Source organism: Arthrobacter livingstonensis, assembly GCF_003219815.1.
GTDB lineage: Bacteria > Actinomycetota > Actinomycetes > Actinomycetales > Micrococcaceae > Specibacter > Specibacter livingstonensis.
Genome location: NZ_QJVD01000010.1, coordinates 17747 through 35032, shown reverse-complemented (window position 1 = coordinate 35032; position 17286 = coordinate 17747). Strand labels below are relative to the sequence as shown.

Sequence of the window (17286 nt, the reverse complement as noted above, 5' to 3'; positions counted from 1 at the left end):
CAGGCGTGACGGGCACCGCCTGGCGGATCAGGTGCCCTTGCGGATCCAGCGGAACGTGAGCCGGCACAGGACGAGCCCCACCACCAGCCACAGCCCCAGGACCAGCGCCACCAGGCCCAGATCCCAGACTCCGCTCGGCTCCATCACCTCAAACGACTGCGGCAGGAACACGCTCCGCATGCCCTGCGCCATCCACTTCAGCGGGAAGATGCTGGCAACGTTTTGGAGCCAGCCGGGCAGCTGGGAGAAGTTCAGGTACACGCCGGAGATGAACTGCAGCAGCAGCACAATCGGGATGACCACCGCCGTGGCCGACTTGCCCGTCCGGGGGAGCGCGGACAGCGCTATGCCCAGCACGCAGCTGGTGACCACGCCGAACAGGAACACCCACGCAAACGTGAACCACTTGCCGGGATCGGCCGGCAAGGCCACGTTGAACGCAAAGCGCGCCACGAGCAGCAGCAGGACCACCTGGAAGACGGAGCTGACCAGCACCATGCCGATCTTGCCCATGAAATAGGAAAACACCGGCAGGGGAGTGCCGCCCAGCCGCTTGAGCGTGCCGTCGCCCTTTTCCCCGGCAATGTCCACGCCCAGGTTCTGCACGCCGCTGAGCAGCATGCCGGCGGCCACCATGCCGGGCACGTAAAATGCGGCCCACGTGATTCCGCCACTGCCGTCCGGAGCTGCGCCAATGTTCGGGCTGGTGCTGAAGGCCACGGCGAAAACGGCCAGCATCAAAATGGGGAACAGGAACGTGAAGAACACCGAGTCGCCCTGACGGAAGTACAGGCGAAGCTCGTAGCCGATGCGCGAGGTGCCCAGGGCCAGCGTTCTCATGCCACGTCCTCGCCGGGCCCCGCGTTGGCGTGGCTTCCCACCAGCCCCAGATAAATGTCTTCCAGGCTGGGCCGGGTGATTTCCAGCGCCGCCACTTCGCCGCCGGCTTCGGCGTACAGCCTTGCGGCCAGTGCCGCCGGTTCGCTGGTGCGCTCCGAATGCACGACGCCGTCCCGCTGCCACCGCACGAGCGGCACCTTGGCAGCGGCCCCGCCTATCTCGTCAATGTGCCCGATGTCCACCAGCTTTCCGCCGACAATCACGCCGGCGCGGTCCGCCAGGGTGGCTGCCTCGTCGAGGTAGTGGGTGGTGAGCAGGATGGTTGCACCTTCGTCCTTGAGCCGGTTGATGAGTCCCCAAAACTGGTGGCGGGCCTCCGGGTCAAAGCCGGTGGTGGGTTCGTCCAGGAACAGCAGCCTGGGCCGGCCGATGATGCCAAGGGCCACGTCGACGCGGCGCCGCTGCCCGCCGGACAGCTTGCTGATCCGGGTCCTGGCCTTGGTGGCCAGGCCCACGGCTTCAATCACTTCACCGACGTTGCGCGGGTTGGGGTAGTAACCGGCAAAGTGGGTGAGCTGCTCCAGGACGCTGACGTTGCCGCTTTCCCCGCTGGACTGCAGGACGATCCCCAGCTGTGCCTTCCACGCCAGGCCGCCGTGCTGCGGGTCGGTGCCAAGGACGCTGACTTCCCCGCCGCTGCGGTCGCGGTAGCCCTCCAGGATCTCAATGGTGGTGCTTTTCCCGGCACCATTGGGTCCCAGCAGCGCAAATGTTTCGCCGTCGTTGATGTCAAAGCTGATGCCGTCAACCGCATTGGCACCGCCATAGGATTTCGTCAGCCCACGGACTTTCACGGGCGGCTCACCGGTTGTCATGGTGCCATGCTTGCATCGCAGGGCCGCGCGGGCAATAGGGCGACTGCGCGGGGAGCCGCAACAGGTGCGCCCAGAGCGAAACCCGGCCCTCCGGCGTCGTACTTTTTGGGCCTTATGCTGGCACTCGCCTTGACCGAGTGCTAACCAATTCAATAGAGTCAGGGTTAGCACTCTCACCCCGAGGGTGCCAACTCCTTGGACTCTTGGCCATGGGATCATCACCGGCACCGCGACGACGGTTGGGATCCCGCAGTGGCCCAGCGTCCTTGGGCCATTCATAAAATTTACGCATGTGAAGGGGAGGTCCGAGTGTCGGTCTCTATTAAGCCTCTTGAGGATCGTATTGTTGTCCGCCAGCTCGAAGCAGAGCTCACCACCGCTTCCGGTTTGGTTATCCCGGACACCGCCAAGGAAAAGCCCCAGGAGGGCGAAGTTGTGGCAGTGGGCCCCGGCCGCGTTGATGACAACGGCAACCGCGTCCCGATCGATGTTGCCGTTGGCGACGTTGTTATCTACTCCAAATACGGTGGAACCGAAGTAAAGACCGGCGGCGAAGAGCTGCTGGTGCTTTCGGCCCGCGACGTACTGGCCATCGTCGTAAAGTAACCACTTTAGTAAAGCCCCGCGCCTGCCCATCCCGGCCATCGAGACGCTCGAGAACCCTGGGATGCGGGTGCGGGGCCTTTGCGTGAAAGGACAAAACGCATGGCAAAGCAGCTTGCATTTAATGACAGCGCACGGAAGGCCCTTGAGGCCGGCATCGACAAGCTGGCCGACACCGTCAAGGTGACACTTGGCCCGCGCGGGCGCAACGTGGTGCTCGACAAGAAGTGGGGCGCTCCCACCATCACCAACGACGGCGTCACGATCGCCCGCGAGGTGGAGCTGGAAGACCCTTACGAGAACCTTGGCGCACAGCTGGCCAAGGAAGTTGCCACGAAGACCAACGATGTTGCCGGCGACGGCACCACCACTGCCACCGTTTTGGCACAGGCACTGGTCAAGGAAGGCCTGCGCAACGTTGCCGCAGGTGCGGCTCCCGGCGAGCTCAAGCGCGGCATCCAGGTTTCCGTTGAAGCCATTGCCAAGCGCCTGCTGGAGAATGCCCGCCCGGTTGAGGGCGGTCAGGTGGCAGAAGTTGCCGCCATCTCCGCGCAGAGCCAGGAAATCGGCGACCTGCTCGCCGAGGCCTTCGAGAAGGTTGGCAAGGATGGTGTGATCACCATCGAGGAGTCCTCCACCACGACCACCGAACTGGTCCTCACCGAGGGCATGCAGTTCGACAAGGGCTACCTGTCCCCGTACTTCGTCACTGACGCGGAACGCCAGGAAGCCGTCATGGAAGATGCACAGATCCTCATCCACCAGGGCAAGATCTCCAACCTGCAGGAATTCCTGCCGCTGCTGGAGAAGGCACTGGCCGCCGGCAAGCCGCTGTTCATCATCGCCGAGGACGTTGACGGCGAGGCACTCTCCACGCTGATCGTCAACCGCCTGCGCGGCACGCTGAACGTGGTTGCCGTCAAGGCCCCGGGCTTCGGCGACCGCCGCAAGGCCATGCTGCAGGACATTGCAATCCTGACCGGCGCCCAGGTTGTCTCCCCGGAGATCGGCCTGTCCCTGGACCAGGTTGGCCTGGAAGTGCTGGGCACCGCCCGCCGCATCACGGTCACCAAGGACAACACCACCATCGTTGACGGTGCCGGCACGTCCCAGGACGTTGCCGACCGCGTGGCCCAGCTGCACGCTGAGCTCACGCGCACCGACTCCGACTGGGACAAGGAAAAGCTGCAGGAACGCCTGGCCAAGCTGGCCGGTGGCATCGGCGTGATCAAGGTTGGCGCAGCCACCGAGGTTGAGCTCAAGGAAAAGAAGCACCGCATTGAGGACGCAGTGTCCGCAACGCGTGCCGCTTTGGAAGAAGGCATTGTTGCCGGTGGCGGTTCCGCACTGGTACAGGCCGCCAAGGCCCTGGACGACGACGCATCGGTTACCGCCCTGGACGGCGACGCCGCGACCGCCATCGACCTGGTCCGCAAGGCCGTGGCCCAGCCGCTGCGCTGGATTGCCCAGAACGCAGGCCACGACGGCTACGTTGTGGTGCACAAGGTGGGCGAGCTTGAGGACGGCTTCGGCTTCAACGCGGCCACCGGCGTGTACGAGAACCTGGTCGGCGCCGGCGTCATCGACCCGGTCAAGGTCACCCGCTCGGCACTGCGCAACGCGGCCTCCATCGCAGCCCTGGTGCTCACCACCGAGGTGCTCGTGACGGAGAAGCCGGCCGAGGACGAAGAAGCTGGCCACAGCCACTAGTCGACTCTCAGACGGGACCGGCTGGAGAATTGCCGCCGTTCCCGCAAAATGCCACCGATATACCGGCGGCATTTTGCGGAAACGGCGGCATTTTGCGTTTACCGGCGTTTTCGGCCGGGAGTGAGGGCCCGCAAGGCGTTAAGGATCGTCGCCAGGTCGACGGCTTCCTGCGCCAGTGCCCCGGCAACGGCCGGAATGTGCCCCGCGGCTGCCAATGCCATGAGTGCAACGCTGAGGGTGATGCCGATCCAGATGCTCTCGACGGCGATCCGCACCGTGCGTTGGCCGATCCGGACCGACTCGGCGACCTTGCCAAGATCATCGACCATGATGACGATGTCGGCGGACTCACTGGCGGCGGTGGACCCTCTGGCCCCCATGGCAATGCCCACGTCCGCGGCGGCCAGAACAGGGGCGTCATTGACGCCGTCGCCCACCATCATGACCAGGCGCCGGGGCAGGGCCTGCAGCAGGCGCACCTTGTCTTCGGGCAAAAGGCCTGCCTGTACCTCGGTGATACCGGCCTCGGTGGCGATGAACTGCGCCGTGGCGCCGGCATCTCCGGTGAGCATCACGGTTTCGGCAACACCGAGGCCACGTAGCGCCAAGAGGGTTTCCTTCGCCTCCGGACGCAGCGGGTCGCGCATGATGAGCGTGCCGGCAAATTTTCCGTCAACGGCCACGTAGATGCCCATCTGACCGGCTGCCAAAACCGCCGTTTCGACCCCAGCGGCCTTCCCCGCCACGAACGCTTCCTTCCCGACCAACACCCGCCGTCCGGTGAACACCGCGCTGACGCCGTTGGTGGCATGCTCCGTGGCGGTGTCCGTGGTGTCCAGTTCCAGGCCGCGCGCCTGCGCTTCGGCCACAACGGCGGCGGCCAACACATGGGAGGAATACTGTTCCGCGGAGGCCGCCAATGCCAACATTTCCTGAGGTTCCAGGAAAGTGCTGCGGATGGCCTCAAGGGTGGGTTTCCCCCCGGTCAGCGTCCCGGTCTTGTCAAAGGCCGCCGTCCTGACCCGGGAAAGTTGTTCAAGGATGCCGCCGCCCTTGACGATGATCCCCGTCTTGGCGGCGCGGCTCATGCCGCCCAGGAATGCCACGGGCGCCGCAATCAGCAGGGGGCAGGGCGTTGCGACAACAAGAACTTCGGCGAAGCGGGCAGCGTCCCCGCTGAGATACCAGGCAACCCCAGCCAGCACCAGGGCGGCCGCGGTGAAGGGCACGGCATACCTGTCCGCCAGCCTCACCACTGGGGCACGGCTCCCTGCAGCTTCGCGCACCAGGGCAATGATGCGGCTGTACTGGGAGTCCTCTTCGCGTGCTGTTGCCCGGACACGCACTGCGGCCGGACCGTTGAGGACGCCGCTGGGCACAGAATCGCCTGTCGCACGCTCCACCGGCAGGCTTTCCCCCGTGAGCGCAGACTCGTCAAACATGGCCGGGCCGGTGAGCAGCACCGCATCAACAGGTACCACTTCCGAAGGCCGTACCAGCAGGACGTCTCCCACTTCAACCGCTGCAATGGCGATATCGGAGCTGGTCCCGGCATCATCTTCGCGATGCGCCGTCCTTGGCGCCCTGGCCAGCAGCGACGTCAATTCCCTGGTGGCCCGGCCAGCCGCAAAATCTTCCAGGGCAGCGCCACCGGAAAGCATCAGGACAATGATCAACGAGGCGATGTATTCGCCCACGAGCACGGTGGACACAATGGCTGTGACGGCCAGAACATCAATTCCCCAACGTCCCTTGATGATGTCGCGGACCATTCCCACGGATTGGAAGGCCGCCACCGCAAGGGCGAAAACGCTGGCCACCCAGCGGGCCGTGGCGCCCTGGCCGGCCAGCACCAGCACCGTCACGACAGTGCCGACGACGATCGTCACGGCGAGAACCGGGTACCGGCGAAGTGCCGGGCGGACGGAGCGCCACGGCGAGGTGGGCGCCAGCTGGGGGCCTTCTTGCGGTTCCACGGTGATGTCCATGCTGGATTGTCCGGTGTAGTTCATGTCCCATACTCTGCCCTACGATGCTCGCCGGGCGTAGTGCATCCGCATGATGGCCCGTCTGATACATCCGCCCAGGTCAGTTCTGCCCAGGCAACTCTGCCCAGGTCAGCGCCGGAACGCGCTGCGGACCTCCACGCCGCCGATGGCCACCTTCGCGTGCTCCGCAGAGTAGCGCGTGGGGACCGGGCGCCGCCGTCGAACCCTCCGGTAGACCAGCAGCACCACCGCCGCAGAGATGACGATGCCGGCCATGTTCAGCAACAGTTGAAGGGCGGACCCCGCGGCCCGTCCCGGCTCTCCCAGCACCAGGGCCACGGCAACGTAGCCCGCTGCAGGAACCGTGGTGACCGAGATGAAAACACCCACCAGGGCCGCGGACTTCTTGCCGATCAGGGACAACATGCCCGCTGCCCCGGCCAGGATGGCCACGATGAAGGAATACGGGCCGGGGTGGTAAATGAACTCCGTGGCCCGGTTCTCACCCAGAACGTCCGCACGCGTGAACAGCCCAAGCCAGAGGGAGGCCGCGGTGGCAAGTGCCGTGAGAACCATGGCCAACGGAAAGCCCACCCACAGGGCCGTTGAGGCACGCCGCGCCAGTTTCCACCGGCGGTCCACCACGGCCAGGGCAAGCCCGGCCAGGGGACCAAACTCCGGGCCCACCACCATGGCCCCGACGATGGCAATCGTGGAATCCGTGACGATCCCAATTCCGGCCAGTTGGACGGCAATGAAAAGAAACGCCAAATAGCTCCAGGTGAGCTTGGAATCGTCGGAGGTGTCCTTCTCCACCTCGTCCCAAATAATGGCATCGGCACCGTCGCCGGCCACCTGCTCATCGGCCTTGTCCAGCCGTTCGGAGACGATGAGTTCCGGCGCGGTAATGCTGACGGAGCCGACATGGGCGATGTTGAGAGCGTGCAGCTTTTGCAGAAGCTCCTCCACGCTTTCGCGCACGGCCTGCAGGACGATGACGTCGCCGTCCGGGACCACCGACGCGCCCAACATGAGAGAGATTTCCGATACGCCGGAGTGGCCCCGGGCAATCGACAAGACTGGCACGGTCAAGCTGGAGGGGACAACAATGCGGATTTGCAGGGCCATCGGGATCCTTTTGCTGGCTGGCCGGTGTTGGATAGATTCTACGAGAGCCGCGCCATATTTAAGTGTCCGGGCTCACCAAAGGGGGCTGGCTGGCCCATGGTTGGTAGCGTGGATAGGAATTTCCGGCCGTCCGCGACGGCGCCCGCCACCTGAAAGTTCTATTTTTGTATGTCGATTGAAATGCTGGATCCGTCCACGACGAGGGGACGGCGCGCAGCCGAGGTGCAAACCGGTGCGGCGTCCGGCGGGCAGCGCAAGTTCCTCCCGGAGGTCCAGGGCCTGCGGGCGGTGGCCGTCCTGATGGTGGTGGCGTACCACATCTGGTTTGGCCGCATCTCCGGCGGGGTCGATATCTTCCTGCTGATCTCCGCCTTCCTGTTGACGGGACAGTTCACCCGCAAGTTGGAGGCCGGCCGGGCCCTGGAACTTCCAAAGTACTGGGCGCACCTGTTCAAACGGCTGCTGCCGCTGATCACGGTCACCTTGCTCGCCACCTTGGCGGCCACATACCTGTTCCTGCCTAGCCTCGCCTGGAAGGGCATTTTCGACCAGACCTGGGCGTCGATGCTGTACTACCAAAACTGGTTCCTTGCGGCCGAATCCGTGGACTACTACGCCTCGGACCACAGCATGGCCAGTCCACTGCAGCATTTTTGGTCGCTGTCCATCCAAGGCCAGATCTTTATACTGTGGCCGTTGATTTTTGCGGCGGCTGCCCTGGTGGCACGCAGGGGCCGGCTGAAGATCCGCCCGTTGCTGATCTACTTGTTTGGCGCCGTCTTCACAGTCTCCTTCATCTTCTCCGTGGTCACCACGCGCACCAACCAATCGTTTGCCTACTTTGACACCCGCACCCGGCTCTGGGAATTCGCGCTTGGGTCGCTGCTGGCGTTGATCCTTCCCGCCCTGAAATTCACGCGCACCACCCGCATTGTCCTGGGCTGGCTGGGCGTTGTCGCCATGCTCTCCTGCGGGCTCATCCTGCAGGTCGGGCAGCAGTTTCCCGGCTATGTGGCGCTGTGGCCCACCCTTGCCACCGCGTGTATCACTGTCGCCGGCTTTACTGACAGCCGGATCGGTGCGGACCGCTTCCTGAGCTGGAAGCCGCTGGTCAAGCTCGGCGATAGCTCCTACGCCCTCTATCTGTTCCACTGGCCGGCATTGGTGATCTTCCTGGTGGTCACGGGACGGGACCATGCCGGGCCCAAAGCCGGTCTGGCCATCGTCGTAGTGTCGATCATGGCCGCCATCCTGGCCACCAAGTGGATTGATGCCCCGCTGCGCCGGAACAAGTGGATTGAACAAAAACGACGCCGGGCAGTCACCGCAATGGCCATCTGCATCGCCCTGGTGGCCGGGCCGCTGGTGGGCTGGCAGGCGCACGTCAAGGCCGAAACCGCTGCGGCCGGCCGGCAGGTGCCCACCGACAACCCCGGCGCACTGACGCTGCTGCCCGGATATGTTGACAGGATTTCGAGCGGGGCCGTTGTCCTGCCGGCCCTGGACAACATCATCAAGGACTTTCCCACATTTGCCGGAAGCTGCGAAGGGGAATCCCGTCCCGCCGCGGAGGCGCTGGCCAAAAACTGCACCCAGGACGGCGTCTTGGACGGAACGCAAACGCAGACGGTGGTGGTTGTGGGCAACTCCCACGCGGACCACCTCTCCGGGGCGGTCCGCAGCATGGCTGTGGCCAACAATTGGAAGGTCGTTAAGATTTTGGGCCTGGGATGTGTATTTGGCGCTGATGCCTCGGGCCAGGAAGAACGCTGCAAGACGTTCAACCAGGAAGCCACGGACTACATCCTGGCAACCAAGCCTCAGCGGATCTTCACCATCGCGTCGCGCACCACTGAGTCGACACCGGGGGAGGCACTCGTTCCCGGCTTCGACAAGACTGTCAAGCAGTTCACGGATGCCGGCATCGGCGTTGTCGGGGTTCGCGACAATCCCCGCTTCAAGATCAATATGCCGTGGTGCGTCAACAACAATGGAGCGGATGCCGCCGAATGCGAGTTTACGGTTGGCCAGGTGATGCCCGCGGTGTCACCGCTCAAGGGGTTCGCCGAGGGCAACCCGAAGTTTTTCCCCGTGGACATGACGGACATGCTGTGCCCCCGGGGCGTCTGCAAGGCCGTCATTGGAAACGTCCATGTGTACATCGACAAGAACCACATCAGCCAAACATATTGGAACACGATGGCCGCCGAGTTCGCCAAGAGGCTGTCCTCGCAAAAGGGCTGGGCAGTCTCGTGAGGGACGCCAAAATGCCTCCCAGATGTGGCCCAGCCGTCCAACTGGCAGGGAATAGGGCAACCGGCCGTTTCGTTTTAGACTGTAAACAACGCACAGACCAGCCCCGTAATCACGGGGCAGGCCATCGGATGCACACCCCACCGGTTCTACCCCCGCCAAGGAGCCTTCGTGTCCCAGCCTGAAATCCATGATCCCTTTGCCTTTGTTGGCCTCACGTACGACGACGTCCTGCTCCTTCCCGGCCACACGAACGTGATCCCGTCCGAGGCCGACACAAGCTCGCACGTTTCCAAGCGGATCACCGTGGCAACGCCGCTCCTGTCAGCGGCCATGGACACCGTGACGGAGTCCCGCATGGCGATCGCCATGGCCCGGCAGGGCGGTCTTGGTGTGGTGCACCGCAACCTGTCCATCGAACGCCAGGCCGAGGAAGTTGATCTGGTCAAGCGCAGCGAATCGGGCATGATCACCGACCCCGTCACGGTGGGACCGGACGCCACCCTCGCCGAACTGGACGAACTGTGCGCCCGCTTCCGTGTCTCCGGCCTGCCGGTGGTCGACCCCGACGGCCGCCTCATGGGCATCGTCACCAACCGCGACACCGTGTTCATCCCGGACAGCGACTACCCGCACCGCCACGTCCGCGAGGTCATGACCCCGATGCCATTGGTCACCGGCCACGTTGGCATCAGCCGAGAGGATGCGTCCAAGCTGCTGGGCAAGAACAAGATCGAAAAGCTTCCCCTCGTCGACGGATCCGGGTACCTTCGCGGTCTCATTACCGTCAAGGACTTTGCCAAGGCCGAGCAGTACCCGCTGGCCACCAAGGACGACGGCGGACGCCTGCGCGTCGGTGCGGCCATCGGCTTCTTTGGCGACGGATTTGAGCGGGCCATGACCATGGTTGAGGCCGGTGTGGACGCCCTGTTTGTTGACACGGCCAACGGCCACAGCCAAGGGGTGCTGGACCTGATCTCGAAGCTGAAGGCTGACCCGGCAGCTGCCCACGTGGACATCATTGGCGGTCAGGCCGCCACCCGCGAAGGCGCGCAGGCACTGATAGACTCCGGTGCCGACGGCATCAAGGTTGGCGTCGGTCCAGGCTCCATCTGCACCACCCGTGTTGTCGCCGGCGTCGGCGTGCCGCAGATCACCGCCATCTACGAGTCCGCCAAGGCCGCCATCCCGGCAGGCGTGCCGTTGATTGCCGACGGCGGCCTGCAGTATTCCGGCGACATCGGCAAGGCCCTGGTGGCCGGCGCCGACACCGTCATGCTCGGCTCTCTGCTCGCAGGCACGGAGGAATCCCCGGGCGAGCTGGTCTTCGTCAACGGCAAGCAGTACAAGACTTATCGCGGCATGGGATCCCTGGGCGCCATGCAGTCACGAGGCAACAACACGTCCTACTCCAAGGACCGCTACTTCCAGGCGGACGTCGCCGGCGACGACAAGCTCATTCCCGAGGGCATCGAGGGCCGCGTGGCCTACCGCGGGCCGCTGTCTTCGGTCGCCTACCAGCTGGTGGGCGGCCTGCGCCAGACCATGTTCTACGTCGGTGCCCCCACCATTCCCGAGCTGAAGGCGCGTGGCAAGTTTGTGCGCATCACAGCCGCCGGCCTGAAGGAATCCCACCCGCATGACATCCAGATGACGGTGGAGGCCCCGAACTACCTCAACAAGTAGTCGGCCAGCCCCGGTGAGGTTCGACATGATGACGTCCTGCTTCGTTGAGGTTCGAGATAACCACCTCATTGAGGTGGTTATCTCGAACCTCAACGAAGGAATCAGGCGCTAAGTACGGCCTCGAAGCGGTCCAGGGCGACGTCCGGCGAAACGGTCTCTTCGGCGAATTCGGATTCGTCCCCGGACCGCAGGGTCCAGTCGCCGGATTCGACGGCCGTCAGCTGGGCAACGACTGGTTCCTGGTCTACGCGAAGGCGCTTGACGACGGCGGTGGCAGGCAGTCCTTCGGCGGCGCCCGCCAGATATTCACTGCACAGGTGCAGGCCCAGTGCGAGCATGGCCGAGCCGGACTCGATGGGTTGGATGTCGTGCACGCCGACGGGGCTCAGGCTCAGCAGCACGGCGCCCGCATTGGAGCCGGCGGTGAACAGCACGTGCTTGGTGGACGGGGTGGTGAGGGAGATCTCCAGCCATTCCTGTGCCTGCGACAGTACTTTGCCCACCACGGCGCAGCGGTCAACGGGAACAATTCTGTCCCCTTGCAGCTCGGCCAGTCCGCGAACCATCAACGTGGTGATGCCCGCGTTTTTTAACAGCTCATTATCCCCATGCTGGCCAAGCCGGAACAAAGCCAACGTGGTGGCCGCTGATTCCGTGGGCGTCATGGACAGCAGGGCCAGCAGTTCATGGTCGGTCATGCGCAGTTCGGTCTCAGTCATGGTCCTAAGCCTATCGGCCGAGGGGCCCCGACCGGGGGCCCACGGCGGCGAGGGCCCCGCGGCGAGCTTGCGAGCGGTGGGAGCCGCTGGGGACGAAGCGAGGTGGGGGAGGCTGACAGGCGCTATCGGCCGACGGCAGGACGGGAGGTCGAGGCTTGGCAGGCTACCCGGTGTCTGGGCATTTAAGGGGTGCGGGCCCGGCTGGGATAAGGTAGGGGGCGTGACTTATGAGATTGAAATTGGCCGTGGCAAGCGTGGGCGCCGAGCCTACTCCCTGGATGACATTGCGATCGTTCCCTCCCGAAGGACCCGTGACCCCAAGGACGTTTCCGTAAAGTGGCAGATCGACGCGTACCAGTTTGAGACGCCCGTCATCGGCGCGCCCATGGACTCGGTCATGTCGCCGGAAACTGCCATCGCCCTTGGCAAGCTCGGCGGCCTGGGTGTCCTGGACCTCGAGGGCCTGTGGACCCGTTATGAGGACCCGCAGCCGGTTCTGGACGAGATAGCCCAGCTTGAAGGCTCGGTCATCGACCCCGAATCAACACTGCGCATGCAGCAGCTGTACAACGCGCCGATCCAGCCCGGGTTAATCACCCAGCGCCTGGCCGAAATCCGTGCCGCGGGCGTGACCGTTGCCGGGTCGCTGACGCCCGGACGTACGCAGGAATTCTACAAGACCGTGGTGGCCGCAGGTGTGGACATCTTTGTCATCCGCGGAACCACGGTGTCCGCCGAACACGTCTCGAAATCGACCGAGCCGCTGAACCTCAAGCAGTTCATCTACGAACTTGACGTGCCCGTCATTGTGGGCGGCGCCGCCGGCTACACACCTGCCCTCCATCTGATGCGCACCGGTGCCGCCGGCGTGCTGGTCGGCTTCGGGGGCGGCGCGTCGACCACCACCCGCCGCGCCTTGGGCATCCGTTCCCCCATGGCCAGCGCCATCTCCGATGTCGCGGCGGCCCGCCGTGACTATATGGACGAGTCCGGCGGACGCTACGTGCATGTGATTGCCGACGGCGGCATGGGCTCCAGCGGCGACATCGTCAAGGCGATCGCCATGGGTGCCGACGCCGTCATGCTCGGCGCCGCCTTGTCCCGTGCAGCCGAGGCGCCCGGCCAGGGATGGCACTGGGGTGCTGAGGCGCACCACCAGGAACTGCCGCGCGGCCACCGCGTCAAGATGGGCACCGTGGGGACCCTGGCCGAGGTGCTGCACGGACCGGCCCACACGGCCGACGGTTCGTCCAACCTGATTGGCGCCCTGCGCCGCTCGATGGCCACGACAGGCTACTCGGATTTGAAGGAGTTCCAGCGCGTCGAGGTGCTGGTTTCGCCGTAGATTTTTCACCCAGCCTTGTTTGGCGTTGGCACCCCGGTTCCCTGCGGACCGGGGTGCTTTTTGCTTATGGTGCGTATCCGGTTAGCTCAGCTTGTGGACCTGGATACACGAGGTCCGGGTTGTTCGAGGCTACCGGCCCGTCCTGCTGGACCGATCACGGCAGCCACGGTGCGGATGAGACTGATATTGGCGTGCGTAAGGGGTCCGGAGAGGCCCGGTAGTAAAGCTATGGCGTCCTTGCTGAGGCGGGCAACTGATGGCACATATACGGTGCCCTGGCGAGGGTGGGAACGACCTTTTCCGTACTCTGGGGGCAGTTCCGGCGAGATTCAGCTTCCTAAACCGCCCTACGTGTACTCCCGGGACCGGCTCTTGGCGCTTCTAGTCACGCGAGCTGCCACTTGAACAATATTCGCCCGGGGCGGCAGGCGCCGAACGGTGCAAGCCTAGTGCGCACTCTGCCCGCAGTGGAGTTTGCAGTGTCTCGGCCCGTTAATGCCCGGCGTGGTGCCTGATGGCGGCCGAGCTGTCAGCAGCCGACGCCGTTGGGGTTTTCGTTGCAGTTGTCGGCGTAGTTGTGGGTGACGGCGCGCCAGACGGTCAGGCCCAGGGGGTTGGAGGCGATGTTGCCTTGGCCGGGGATGGGGAGGTTGGGTCCGCCGTTGACCGTGTAGGTGCCGTTGAAGTGGGTGGTGAGGTTGATGGCGTATTTGCCGGTGGCGGTGTAGATGTGGCTGGTTTTGGTTTGTTCGCCGATTCGTTCGTCGGGGAGGGGTGCGCCGGCGCTGATGGTGGGGCCCCAGAGGGTGCCGTCGCCGTAGTTCCAGGTGTAGGTGGCGGGGGTGGCGGTAATGTGGACTTTTTGGCCCAGGAGGGTGATGTTGAATTCCTGTACTGTGGCGTCGGCGTAGAAGTTGGTTTCCTGGCCGCGGAGGGTGTGGGGGCCGGGTTGGCTGCCGACGGTGGCTGGTTGGATCGGTGATTTTTGGAATTCGTGGGCGATTTGGGCTGCGATTTCGGCCAGGATGTCGCGGGGCTTTTCGGCGTAAATGCAGGTTGCACGGGCCGCAAGCGTCCAAACCTGGGGATTTGGTGGCTTGAGGGACCGATACCAGTCGACAGACTGTCCTCCCTTGGCGGCAGTGCATTGATGCTCGCCCACGGTGCAACTTTTTACATTGGCTGCGCTAATTTCGGAACACGCGAGTACGTATTTGTATACGAATGGGCCGTCAGCTGACGGCAAGTTCGCCTTGGTCCAATACCCGCTTTCGTTACCCATTGGGTTCCAGGCGTCGGTCGTAAGCCCGTTGGGATTCCAGTTGTTGGTAACTTCGTCGACGTTGCCCGTTGGTTCAGCAGGCGTTGGGGCTGCCGCCAATAACGTATATGAGATGAGGATCGGCGCCAAAAAAACGGCGACCGTTCTCCTATTCGGAAAGTTCATAGCTATTCGCTGGTGAGATGCTCGGCAGTGTCGGCTGTCCAAATGCCCCCGGAATACCGGGCTACGACTATGTCGGGGCGTGCGATCGTAGCGGGCAGAGTTTTAAACGCAGTGCCCGGATTCTTATGAAATGAAACTTGCATTTGTTGGATGATTACGATCGCTTGGTAGGTGTCGTCAGGCGTCTTGACGAATTTACTGTCCGAGGAAATCACTTTCATTTGTCCGCCGACGATCCACCTTCCTTCTTCGTTCCATGGCACGACCGTCTTCTTCACGTTGGCGCAGGTGGTGCATCCTGCATCCGTGATAGCCATCATCGGATCGGTGTCACCGGTTTCATAGGCGTAGCCGAGCGTTGAGTACCAGTAGCGGGCGAATTCTTCGAGGCCGGTTTTGGAGAATTCCTTGGCTTTGGGGGGCAGGACGGGTACCGGTACGTTTTGGGCGGGCCCGTTGGCGGTCGCGGGTTTGTATACCGGTGCGGGTGGCGGCGTTGTTGGTGCGGAACTGGTGGCCGGTACCGTTGCTGTCGCCGTGGCCGGGGCGGTTCCGGCGCTGGGCGGAGCGCCCTTGGAAGTGCAGCCGGTCAGGGACAGTGCCGTGGCGAGGGCCAGGGTGAGGAAGGCCGCGGCCAAGTGCTGCCGCCGTCGACGGTGCCGACGCGTTGGGGTGCGATGTGGCTGTGAGTGCAAACTGATGGTAATCATGCGGGCCCCCGCGGGAATATTTTCGGCGGGACCCGTCCTGAGGGAACCCCACTTCAGCTAGACAACAAGCTACCCCAAATACGTGACCCCGACCACATGTTATCCACAGCCCAGCCATGCCGAAACCCGGTCCGGCGGACACAGCAATCGGTGCCTCTGCCTTTCTTGCCGCCAACCGCGTATGGTTTTTGGTGTCAGCTAGTCGTATCTCCGGGAGGTCCGAAATGCCTGTTTCACCCCACCCCAACGGTAATTTGGGCCCAGCCACGCGAGAGTCAAATCTCCAGGTATTGAAGGACACCTCGGAACCCGGGAAGGACCTGGACATCCTCATAGTGGGTGGCGGGGTTGTGGGTGCAGGGGCGGCCTTGGATGCTGTCACCCGCGGGCTCACGGTGGGGCTGGTGGAGGCCAACGACTGGGCGGCGGGTACGTCGTCGAGGTCGTCAAAACTTATTCACGGCGGCCTGCGCTACCTGGAAATGCTGGACTTCGCCCTCGTGCAGGAGGCCCTGCAGGAGCGCGGTCTCCTGATCCAGCGGATCGCCCCGCACCTGGTGCGGCCGGTGCCGTTCCTTTACCCGCTGACCAAACGCTTTGTTGAGCGCCCCTACATTGGTGCCGGCATACTCCTTTACGACACCCTGGGCCTGACCAGCGGCAACAGCCGCGGCGTTCCCATGCACAAGCACCTGAGCCGGCGCGGCACGCTCCGGGCGGCCCCGAGCCTGAAGGATGACGCCATGATCGGCTCCATCCGCTATTACGACGCCCAGGTCGACGACGCGAGGCTGGTGGCCAACGTCATCCGCACGGCTGCCAGTTATGGGGCACACACCGTGAACCAGACCGAGGTGATTGACTTCCTGCGCGAAGGCGAGCGGGTGGTGGGGGCGAAGGTCAAGAACCGGGAAAACGGCGAGGAATTTGAGATTCGGGCCAAACAGGTCATCAATGCCACCGGTGTCTGGACGGATGAAACCCAGGCCATGGTCACGGACCGCGGGCAGTTGAAGGTCCGTGCCTCCAAGGGCGTCCACCTGGTGGTTCCCCGCGACAGGTTCCAATCCACCGTGGGCCTGATCCTGCGCACCGAAAAGTCCGTGCTGTTCGTCATTCCGTGGGGGCGGCACTGGATCATTGGCACCACGGACACCGACTGGAAGCTCGACAAGGCCCACCCGGCCGCCACCAGCGCGGACATCGACTACCTGCTGGGCCACGTCAACAAGGTCCTCAAGCGCCCCCTGACCCGGGAGGACGTGGAAGGCGTCTACGCCGGACTTCGTCCCCTGCTGGCGGGCGAGAACGACTCGACGGCCAAGCTGTCCCGGGAACACGTCGTCGCCCATCCCGTGCCGGGGCTGGTGGTGGTGGCCGGCGGAAAGTTCACCACCTACCGGGTCATGGGCAAGGATGCCGTGGACGAGGCCGCCCGCGCGCTGGATGAAAAGGTGCCGGAGAGCTGCACGGAAACCATTCCGCTGCTCGGCGCCAACGGGTACAAGGCCGCCTGGAACCGCCGGAACCTCATGGCCGAGGAATCCGGGGTCCACGTGGCCCGGGTGGAGCACCTGCTCAATCGCTACGGCTCCATGGCGCAGGATGTCCTGGACCTGATGACGGAGACCCCCGAACTGGCCGAACCGCTGCCGGGCGCCGATGACTACCTTGGCGCCGAGGTGGTGTACGCCACAACGCATGAAGGCGCCCTGCACCTGAACGACGTGCTGACGCGCCGCACCCGCATCTCCATCGAGGCCTGGGACCGCGGGGTGTCGGCCGCGCCGGTCGCAGCTAGACTGATGGGGGAAGTTTTGGGGTGGAGCCAGACCCAGACGGACAACGAAGTGGCCAACTACCTGGCCCGGGTTGAAGCCGAACGGCTCAGCCAGCAGCAGCCGGATGACGTCACCGCGGATGCGGCAAGGCTCGGGGCACCCGGAATCGTGCCGCTGATGTAGGACAGAGACGAAAGGCAC

The 17286-nt window shown here is 64.1% G+C and carries 13 protein-coding genes; 6 read left to right on the top strand and 7 right to left on the bottom strand.

All coding sequences use genetic code 11. The annotated features are described in order from the left end of the window. Positions 1-27: 27 nt before the first annotated feature. Both CVV68_RS10710 and CVV68_RS10705 read right to left on the bottom strand, forming a co-directional pair. On the bottom strand, positions 28-840 hold the full coding sequence (locus tag CVV68_RS10710) for an ABC transporter permease (RefSeq protein ID WP_110501005.1): 813 nt from the start codon (positions 838-840) through the stop codon (positions 28-30). Further along, entirely contained in the window at positions 837-1715 is an 879-nt protein-coding gene (locus CVV68_RS10705; RefSeq protein WP_110501004.1) for an ABC transporter ATP-binding protein, read from the bottom strand. Before CVV68_RS10705 ends, CVV68_RS10710 begins: the two co-directional genes overlap by 4 nt. A gap of 309 nt (positions 1716-2024) precedes the next feature. Between CVV68_RS10705 and groES the strand changes: the two genes are divergently transcribed. Together groES and groL are read left to right on the top strand one after the other, a co-directional pair. Then, the gene (gene groES / locus CVV68_RS10700) at positions 2025-2321 is read left to right on the top strand and encodes a co-chaperone GroES (protein WP_038464523.1); all 297 of its coding nucleotides are present in this window, start codon (positions 2025-2027) and stop codon (positions 2319-2321) included. Between the two features lie 99 nt (positions 2322-2420). Continuing rightward, a complete protein-coding gene (gene groL, locus CVV68_RS10695; protein ID WP_110501003.1) occupies positions 2421-4028 on the top strand; it encodes a chaperonin GroEL in 1608 nt (535 codons plus the stop codon). Positions 4029-4126: 98 nt separating this feature from the next. On the opposite strand, the gene CVV68_RS10690 is transcribed toward groL, so the two are convergent. Both CVV68_RS10690 and CVV68_RS10685 read right to left on the bottom strand, forming a co-directional pair. After that, a complete protein-coding gene (locus CVV68_RS10690; RefSeq protein ID WP_245933475.1) occupies positions 4127-6040 on the bottom strand; it encodes a heavy metal translocating P-type ATPase in 1914 nt (637 codons plus the stop codon). A gap of 105 nt (positions 6041-6145) precedes the next feature. Then, the gene (locus CVV68_RS10685) at positions 6146-7144 is read right to left on the bottom strand and encodes a DUF389 domain-containing protein (protein WP_110501002.1); all 999 of its coding nucleotides are present in this window, start codon (positions 7142-7144) and stop codon (positions 6146-6148) included. A 168-nt stretch (positions 7145-7312) separates the two neighbouring features. Between CVV68_RS10685 and CVV68_RS10680 the strand changes: the two genes are divergently transcribed. Both CVV68_RS10680 and guaB read left to right on the top strand, forming a co-directional pair. After that, positions 7313-9400 (top strand): acyltransferase family protein, encoded by a 2088-nt coding sequence (locus CVV68_RS10680; protein WP_245933474.1) that lies wholly within the window; start codon positions 7313-7315, stop codon positions 9398-9400. A 168-nt stretch (positions 9401-9568) separates the two neighbouring features. After that, entirely contained in the window at positions 9569-11083 is a 1515-nt protein-coding gene (gene guaB, locus CVV68_RS10675) for an IMP dehydrogenase (RefSeq protein WP_110501000.1), read from the top strand. A gap of 101 nt (positions 11084-11184) precedes the next feature. Here guaB and CVV68_RS10670 read toward each other — a convergent pair whose 3' ends face one another. After that, a complete protein-coding gene (locus tag CVV68_RS10670; RefSeq protein ID WP_110500999.1) occupies positions 11185-11802 on the bottom strand; it encodes a hypothetical protein in 618 nt (205 codons plus the stop codon). Between the two features lie 220 nt (positions 11803-12022). Here CVV68_RS10670 and CVV68_RS10665 point away from each other — a divergent pair, with 220 nt between their 5' ends. Next, positions 12023-13147 (top strand): GuaB3 family IMP dehydrogenase-related protein, encoded by a 1125-nt coding sequence (locus CVV68_RS10665; protein WP_110500998.1) that lies wholly within the window; start codon positions 12023-12025, stop codon positions 13145-13147. Positions 13148-13676: 529 nt separating this feature from the next. Here CVV68_RS10665 and CVV68_RS10660 read toward each other — a convergent pair. Further along, positions 13677-14309 (bottom strand): PKD domain-containing protein, encoded by a 633-nt coding sequence (locus CVV68_RS10660; protein ID WP_245933473.1) that lies wholly within the window; start codon positions 14307-14309, stop codon positions 13677-13679. A gap of 287 nt (positions 14310-14596) precedes the next feature. Then, entirely contained in the window at positions 14597-15232 is a 636-nt protein-coding gene (locus CVV68_RS10650; protein ID WP_110500996.1) for a DUF6318 family protein, read from the bottom strand. A gap of 296 nt (positions 15233-15528) precedes the next feature. On the opposite strand from CVV68_RS10650, the gene CVV68_RS10645 reads away from it, so the two are divergent. Then, positions 15529-17268: a glycerol-3-phosphate dehydrogenase/oxidase gene (locus CVV68_RS10645; protein WP_110500995.1), complete on the top strand. Its 1740-nt coding sequence runs from the start codon at positions 15529-15531 to the stop codon at positions 17266-17268. Positions 17269-17286: the final 18 nt, after the last annotated feature.

What these genes read in the sequence shown, in the direction of transcription:
- CVV68_RS10670 (WP_110500999.1), bottom strand. Translation starts at nt 11,802, where the DNA reads ATGACTGAGACCGAACTGCGCATGACCGACCATGAACTGCTGGCCCTG.
- CVV68_RS10645 (WP_110500995.1), top strand. Translation starts at nt 15,529, where the DNA reads ATGCCTGTTTCACCCCACCCCAACGGTAATTTGGGCCCAGCCACGCGA.
- CVV68_RS10690 (WP_245933475.1), bottom strand. Translation starts at nt 6,040, where the DNA reads ATGAACTACACCGGACAATCCAGCATGGACATCACCGTGGAACCGCAA.
- CVV68_RS10705 (WP_110501004.1), bottom strand. Translation starts at nt 1,715, where the DNA reads ATGACAACCGGTGAGCCGCCCGTGAAAGTCCGTGGGCTGACGAAATCC.
- CVV68_RS10685 (WP_110501002.1), bottom strand. Translation starts at nt 7,144, where the DNA reads ATGGCCCTGCAAATCCGCATTGTTGTCCCCTCCAGCTTGACCGTGCCA.
- CVV68_RS10710 (WP_110501005.1), bottom strand. Translation starts at nt 840, where the DNA reads ATGAGAACGCTGGCCCTGGGCACCTCGCGCATCGGCTACGAGCTTCGC.
- groL (WP_110501003.1), top strand. Translation starts at nt 2,421, where the DNA reads ATGGCAAAGCAGCTTGCATTTAATGACAGCGCACGGAAGGCCCTTGAG.
- CVV68_RS10680 (WP_245933474.1), top strand. Translation starts at nt 7,313, where the DNA reads ATGTCGATTGAAATGCTGGATCCGTCCACGACGAGGGGACGGCGCGCA.